This window comes from uncultured Lamprocystis sp., from assembly GCF_903933125.1.
Classification (GTDB): Bacteria; Pseudomonadota; Gammaproteobacteria; order Chromatiales; family Chromatiaceae; genus Thiodictyon.
In genome coordinates this window covers 1-6,883 of the sequence record NZ_CAIZIZ010000173.1, presented here as the reverse complement: position 1 = coordinate 6,883, position 6,883 = coordinate 1, and the positions used below count along the sequence as shown (strand labels likewise).

The 6,883-nt window shown below is 57.2% G+C and carries 6 protein-coding genes; 2 read left to right on the top strand and 4 right to left on the bottom strand.

The features are described 5' to 3' along the window. The coding region (locus tag QZY03_RS08725) for a transposase (protein WP_295580121.1) at nt 1-493 on the bottom strand (493 nt) is incomplete at its 3' end. A 983-nt stretch (nt 494-1,476) separates the two neighbouring features. Between QZY03_RS08725 and QZY03_RS08720 the strand changes: the two genes are divergently transcribed. Next, nucleotides 1,477-2,466, top strand: a complete 990-nt coding sequence (locus tag QZY03_RS08720) for a hypothetical protein (RefSeq protein WP_295580119.1) — start codon at nt 1,477-1,479, stop codon at nt 2,464-2,466. A gap of 385 nt (nt 2,467-2,851) precedes the next feature. Here the strand turns inward: QZY03_RS08720 and QZY03_RS08715 are convergent, their stop codons facing one another. From QZY03_RS08715 to QZY03_RS08705, 3 genes are read right to left on the bottom strand one after another with little or no spacing between them, the layout of a single operon-like run. Next, nucleotides 2,852-3,178 (bottom strand): hypothetical protein, encoded by a 327-nt coding sequence (locus tag QZY03_RS08715; RefSeq protein ID WP_295580118.1) that lies wholly within the window; start codon nt 3,176-3,178, stop codon nt 2,852-2,854. Continuing rightward, the gene (locus QZY03_RS08710; protein WP_295580116.1) at nt 3,175-4,155 is read right to left on the bottom strand and encodes a ParB/RepB/Spo0J family partition protein; all 981 of its coding nucleotides are present in this window, start codon (nt 4,153-4,155) and stop codon (nt 3,175-3,177) included. The genes QZY03_RS08715 and QZY03_RS08710 overlap by 4 nt, the downstream gene beginning before the upstream one ends. A 2-nt stretch (nt 4,156-4,157) precedes the next feature. Further along, entirely contained in the window at nt 4,158-5,033 is an 876-nt protein-coding gene (locus tag QZY03_RS08705) for a ParA family protein (protein ID WP_295580114.1), read from the bottom strand. 199 nt (nt 5,034-5,232) lie between these two features. On the opposite strand from QZY03_RS08705, the gene trfA reads away from it, so the two are divergent. Next, complete coding sequence (gene trfA, locus QZY03_RS08700) at nt 5,233-6,138, top strand: plasmid replication initiator TrfA (protein ID WP_295580112.1); 906 nt, start codon at nt 5,233-5,235, stop codon at nt 6,136-6,138. Nucleotides 6,139-6,883: the final 745 nt, after the last annotated feature.

The following is a 6,883-nucleotide window of genomic DNA, read 5'->3' as shown; positions in this document are numbered from 1 at the left end:
TCAGGTGCGCCTCAAGCGCCTCGGCATGACCGTACGACAGGGCGCTATGGCGACTGGCATTGGCGTGGATCTTGGAGCCGTCGAGGCTCACCCGCCCGAACTGCGTCAACCGATTCTCCCGTGCGACCTGCAACACCTGCACGAAGACGGCTTCAAACTCGGCTTTGAACCGCCGCCGGAAGGTCGCCAGCGTGTCATGGTCGGGATGGCTGTTACAGGCAATGAAGCGGCAGGCCACCGAGTCGTAGGTCCCCCGCTCGATCTTGCGGCTGGAGAAACAGCCGGTGGCGTAGGCGTAGATCAGCAGCGCCAGCAACAGTGCCGGATGATACGGCGGACTGCCGCGACCGCTATACGCCTCCGTCAAGCCACTCAGGTCCAGCCCCTCCACCACCTCCACGATATAGCGCGCCAGATGGCCCTTGGGCAGCAACTCCTGCACCGAGGGCAACGGCATGGGGGTGTCGCGGTCGATCGGGCGAAATTTGCTCATGGTCGGGAGTCTTCAGGAGTCGGGCCAGCAGTCTACCGCGTTGCCGGCCAGCTCGTAGCGGGAAAGCCCGACAGGCTGCTAGGCGCTGGCGGCACTATGCCAAGGCCCGCCACCCTCAGGCGCCGTTCCGGGCGGGCCTGTTCGGTGAGTGGACCCTGGTGCCGAGAAACGGCTGCCGCACCGCGACGTAGCGTGGGGAATGCGGGACGCATGGCCGGCCAAGGCATCCTGCCGTGATCCGGCGCGCCTGTTGCCCTCGCGAATCCTGACCCGGCATGTCCGAAAACGGTCGCGAGCCATCATGATGCAACGCGCAGTGCGGAATCGACTTGCTTCACCGACCACCGGCGCCATGCCGGACTACGATGCCGGACCCGACGTCGTGCCAGTGGGCCGTCTAAGGTGCCGGGGTCGTGTCGCCGCAGGGTTGGTATTGGGTACCAGTGTCGTTCAGCATGTTGTCACATGACACCATTGGCGTGATCTCGGTTGTCATCCTGTCCCCCTCCCCTGCCCATGGCCCTCGCTTAGGCCAGCGTGCGGTTTGCGCAGACCCACCCGGTACGCACCGGACGGCGGAGTGCTTGTGGCGATGGTGACGGCGCTACCCGGCCGCCGACGCATTCACCAGGAAAACACACAGCCACCGCGAAGGTCCACTGTGGGCGAGCGGATCAGCATCAAACCGTACCCCTGATACCTGCTTCAGGGATCAGTTCCTACGCTTGCTCGACAGCCCCTCCTGCCGGGAGGACTGGGGTGACGATCGGCACATCAGCACTTGCCAGCGCGACGTGTTGTCATGTGACAATAACAAGCGCGTACGCCGCTCTCGCCCCAAGTCCATCAACGGCTCGCCTTCGGATCCGCTGTGGGCTCCAGGACGGTCGCGCACTTGACGGGGGATTCCGCCACGCTTTCCCACGGCGGGCTCAGACTGGCACACCCCAGGACCTGGCAGGTCTTGGTTTGAGGACCCAGCAATGCATCGTGATATTCCCAATGAATCCGGCAGCGGTGCAGCGGCCGCAAAGCGCTCAGCGCTTCGTGCGATCCCTATTGAATGCATCCACCGATCACCCTATCGCGCACTTGCTCCTGCGCCTGGACCGGCGGCCGTGGCGGCGTGGCGGGGTACGGGTGAACAGCACAGGGTGTTGGTTCGCCCTCGGATCCTAGGCGGCTACGAGCTTCTGGTTGGAGAGTTCGCGTGGCGACTGGCGCAAGCCGCGCGCTGCGAAACCCTCTGGGCACGGGTCCTCGAACTGCCCGACGAGGGTCTCGCACAGCAGTTGGCAACCCTGGACGCCCATCAAGACGCCGAACGGATTCCGGGCGCGCCCGCACACCCAGGCCAGCTGCCTTGGTGCAGCGGGGCGAAGCTGGCCATCGCGCGCACCATCCGCACGTTGCGCACGGAGCAACACTGGTCTTTAACCGCCGCGGCCGGCGTGTTTGGTCTCTCGCGGGCTGAGGGGGCGCACTATGTGCGGGTGCTGACCCTCCCCGCACCGGTGCTCGCGCTAATCGACCAAGGAGCATTATCGTTCGGGCAAGCACGCGCGCTCGCGCGACTCGCCCATTGGCCCGAACATGCGCGCCTGCTGGCGCTCAAGGTAGCGGCGCTTCCTGGCACGCCAGCCCGTGGCCGTAGACGACCGCACAGCGTGCGGGAAGTCGAACGGCTCGTTGCCGAGACACTGCAACACTGTGATGGTGACGCACTGATTGGCGACATAGCAGGCGAAGCAAGGGCAGGTCGCACGGGCGTCGCAGCAGAAGCGACGCGGCACCCATCAAGTGACCTCGCACGAACCGAGCGGATACTCGCCGAGCGTTGCGGCTTCCCTGTACAGATCGACTTCGACCCACGGTCCCGAGGAGGCCGACTCGTTGTACAGTTCGCATCCGTTGATGAATTTCAAACGGTCGCGGAACGTTTGGCGCCCGGCATCGATTTCGAGAATGAATAAGTCGTCGCGTGACATCCTGATTCAAAGGCAATCGGCTTCCCGTCGATAGCACCGAAAGTGGGGGATCCTTATCGTTGCTTCGCCGATAGTCACTACCGTCAGGATACAGCGCGGACCTGTCGTTGGGGGAGATGTTCCAATAGAGGTCGCCAGGACGCAATCAGCGACCCTTGAACAGCAACGTTTGGGAGGCATCAATCGTCACTCTGGCCTTAGAAGTGGCTTCCAGCCGCTTCGAAGCGCCAGGATGGCGCTTCTACGAGCACTGGACGCTTCGTGGTGGCCAAAACGATGATTAAGGCCGTTTTGGACGATATTTTTTCATAATTCTAGATCAATATTATTTCTATTAATCATATACTTAAATCTCATTTTTAGCCAACGGTCAACTTGACCGCTGAAGCTTCCCACGGATGGCGGCACGGAGAATCTGCGACTGAACACCCTCAGCTAACGGATCTTGTTTACGAATACGTGCGACCATTTGTTCAAGCAAATCGCTCTCGCCCGAACCGAGTATCACCTGGTCCGAGCACTCCGGAACAAATGTGCTTTCGCCATGGCCTACCGTGGTCAGGCATGGATCTTCCGCGTTCAATGCAATCAATGCCTCTCGCACCCATCGGCTCTTGCCCTTCCCTCCATAGGCATTCACCGCAGCGATCCGGAGAGACTCTCGCATGGCACGTGTCATACGCACCGTCGTCTTCACAACCGCTGCTCCATTTCGGCAAGAAATGCCTTCCAGGCTTTCGCTACCGCACGATAATCAGACCACTCCAGTTGTGGGAGTCGCTCCTCACCCAAGACGACCTGCATAATCTCCCGGACAACCCCCACGTTAGATGTCGCGCCAAGCGTCACCTTCGTTACGGGGCGCCCGCGGGTGCGCTCCGTAGTTGGGGTACGCATCTTTTCTGCCTCCACGACAGCTCGCTCCCAGTTCAAGCCCTGCGCGAGCAGCGAAAGGACAAGCCCACGTTGTTCGTCATCTCTAATAGCAGCAGCCGACGCAGCCACCAATAAGTCCCGAATTACTCCCCCGAGGACCGCTTCGCGTACATCCTCGGGTCCGCGCGCCACCTGTAGATAGCGCCTTGCACTTCGCTCGGCTATCCCTATGAGACTACCCAGTCGCTCGCCGGTCGTATCCCCTTCTTCTGCAAGTTCATCCAGAACGCCCAAAACGTTCCGTAAACGTCCTGCCAAATCCAGATCGTCGCGGTGAAGATTTTCGATAAGCTGCAACGTACGCACGCGCGGCGGTTTCTGATCTGATATCCACGCAGGAATACTCTTGATCTCCGCCAAACGGGCCGCCCAATATCGACGCTCTCCATAGGCGATCCGATACAGGCTCCCGTGCCGGAATACTCGAATCGGTTGAAGGACGCCACTCTCCAGCATGGAATCGGCAAGATCCCGAAGACGCAGAAGAACCTTAGTTCTTGTTGACTCACGATCCGATTCCCTCGCTTCAGCCACCGCCGCTGGATTCAATAGCCATCTAAACTCATCTTCCGTAATGCGCAACTGCCTAGGGTTATCCGGATCCGGTTCGATCCTATCTACCTCCAAGGCGTCCACATGCATGGTCCCAAGCTCAACATTTCCGCGCCGTACCGTTTCGCTGATAGCATCGGTGATCGCGGATTCGCCGAATCGGAAACGCTTGGTATGGGTCGCCATATTCAGGCTCCCGCTTCGCATAAAGATTTTGCGACATGCTCACACATCTCGATCGCCTCAACACGCGCTAGATCCTTCTCCGCCAGATCAAATACGCTTTTTGGTCGTGCCTGTGCATGATCCGACTCTGCGAACGCAATTCTCTGGTGGATGATCACCGGAGAGAGCAGGCTCGCCACTGCCGTATCTTTGCGCAGTGAGTCTAGTAGGCCTTCGTGCAAAGCAACCCCCTTGCGGAAAAGATTCGGCTGGATCGCAGCGATTTTCAACGGAGGTCGGCTAGCATCGCGACTGTGCATCTCTTGCCGCCAGAGTTGTAACATGCCGAACAATCCTTCAATAGGCTGTGGCTCAAGCGTCGTTGGGATGATCACGTGAGTTGCGGCGCGCATGGCGCTGATCGTTAGTGGCCCCTTAGCCGGTGCAGTATCGATCAGGACTAAGTCGTAGGCATCGCGCACTTCGGGGAGTGAAAGGAACTCGTGTAGCCGATTGTGGACGCGCTCACGCACGTCTTGGACACGAATATGCTCGACTTGACGCAGCCGCGGACCATGTCCCGGCAACGCCTCTAACCCTTCAATCCGCGTTGGATATGGATAAACCTCGCCTTGAAAGTAGACATCAGCGCTAGAACTACGCCCAGACCACCCTCCATCATCGCCTTCCTGAAACATCGGATGGAGGGGGGGAAGAACGCCGTCCGGATCCGCTTGGTCGTACTCCATATCCAGAAACCGACGGGAGAGATTACACTGAGCGTCCAAATCGACTGCCAACACCCGCTCCCCCTTGCGCGAGAAATACTCGGCCAGAACTCGCGTCAGGGTCGTCTTCCCGACGCCGCCTTTGTTCTGCACAACTGCTATGACATGCACCAAACACCCCCCACAAGCAATACCGTAGTGTGTTGAGTAAAAATAACACCGTATTGCTTTCGCGGCTAGGGTCCTTTATCCTTTAGCGAAGGTACCAGGTCCGTTTCGTGCCGCTACGGCATGAGTTTACTGATTTTTCGGTTCGCGGACCCTGGCTTGAGACCTCTGGCGGCATCACCTATATTGAGGCCACGAGCCCATGTCTGCAGATCCAAGCACACTTGCCGAAAGTGATGACCTTCCCGGTTCGAGTCTTGAGGAAACGATGTCCCGCTTGGAGCGGCGCCTCGCGCAACGGGCTCCGAGGAGTTTCCCCAAAAGTCAAAGAGTTTCGACCATTGAAAACAATGTCATCCAACTACCGTTCTGGCCCGAGCAGAGGCGCGGGGTCCCAAACGATTTAGTTCGCGGGGCACTCTTCACGGTCGGGAACGTCCGCGTCAAGCGCAGCTTCCTGAAAAATAGCCTGATCGCCACATTGTCCGGCATCGAGATACGCTATACCGGCGAGGAACTACGGCAAGACGACCAAGACGTCTTCCTCCAAATTGTGCATCTCGCCCGACTTGTCCCTTTGGGATCTCCTGTTACATTCACCGCTCATGCGATGCTCCAGAGCCTGAAGTGGCACCCCAATGTTCGGTCCTATACTCGCTTGCGCGATACGATTACGAGACTTAAGGCCACGGGGCTGGAAGTCCGAGGCGACCAACGGGGCTACTCCGGCTCTCTGATCAGAGATTTCACATGGAAAAACGACGTTACCGGCGATAGCTCACGGGTATGGGGAGTACGTCTGGAGCCAGAGATCGCCGCACTTTTCAACCATGTGGCTTACAGTCAGATCGAGTGGGAGCAAAGATTAGCGTTGGGTCACCTGGCAAAATGGCTTCACTCGTTTTACCACACACACCGGCGCCCTTTAGCTGTCAAGGTCGATACAATTCGCCGGTTATGCGGATCCGCCACAAAGGATCTATCAAAGTTCCGACAGCTACTCCGCGATGCTCTCCAAGAACTTCTCACGATTACATTTCTAACCGACTACACAATTGATCCGGAAAGGGATCTTGTCCATGTCGTCCGCGCGACATCTAACGAGTAGGCGCGATCCGCACAGCGGTACACGTTACTAAAACCCGAGTTCAGGAAGGGGGTTCGTGCTTTGAGGTAGACGGTTTCGCCTCTCAGGGCCATATCAAAGCCTCTCGCGTAACAACAGCATCCCAACAACGTCCAAGGTTTCGCTTAGATTTCTGGTTAGGAAACCTCTGTTTCATGCCAACATGAAGACCCAGTTTTCTCCTACCGCTCGTTGCTGATTGCGCGAACAAGAACAGCGTCAACAAAGCCTCTACTGCTACCACGGTCTACCCCACTGCACGACTCCCCGGATTTCCAGCCGCCCCTCACACCCTCCTTCATTGCACGACTACTGATTTCCGATCGGAGAGGCAAGAGATCGCTACCTAAATCTGAACCCGCGAAAGACGTAAGTACTCCTAAGTACATCAATATATTCGCTATGAGCGCTTAATTATTTATCTTTCTTTTAAATCAATGCTTTGCAATTATTGGCGCCTACAAATATTTCACTTGAAGTACTTAAGTACCTCAATTTAAATATTTGTAGGCCGCAATAAATGCAACGTCTTGATTTTTAAGAATTCGCATAAATAAGCGGCTCATAGCAATTGTATTGATGTACTTAAGTACTTCAACTAAAATATTTGTACGCACATCTTACTCTCAGGAAAACCATAAAATCAGTGTTTTATTGCAACTTTTTTCGATACTGATTATCTAAAGCAGTATAGGAAGAAACCACAGTGGAGGTATCGTCTGTCGCC

Excerpts from the sequence above, each read along its gene's own strand:
- QZY03_RS08720 (WP_295580119.1), top strand. The coding sequence starts at position 1,477 with ATGCATCGTGATATTCCCAATGAATCCGGCAGCGGTGCAGCGGCCGCA.
- QZY03_RS08710 (WP_295580116.1), bottom strand. The coding sequence starts at position 4,155 with ATGGCGACCCATACCAAGCGTTTCCGATTCGGCGAATCCGCGATCACC.
- trfA (WP_295580112.1), top strand. The coding sequence starts at position 5,233 with ATGTCTGCAGATCCAAGCACACTTGCCGAAAGTGATGACCTTCCCGGT.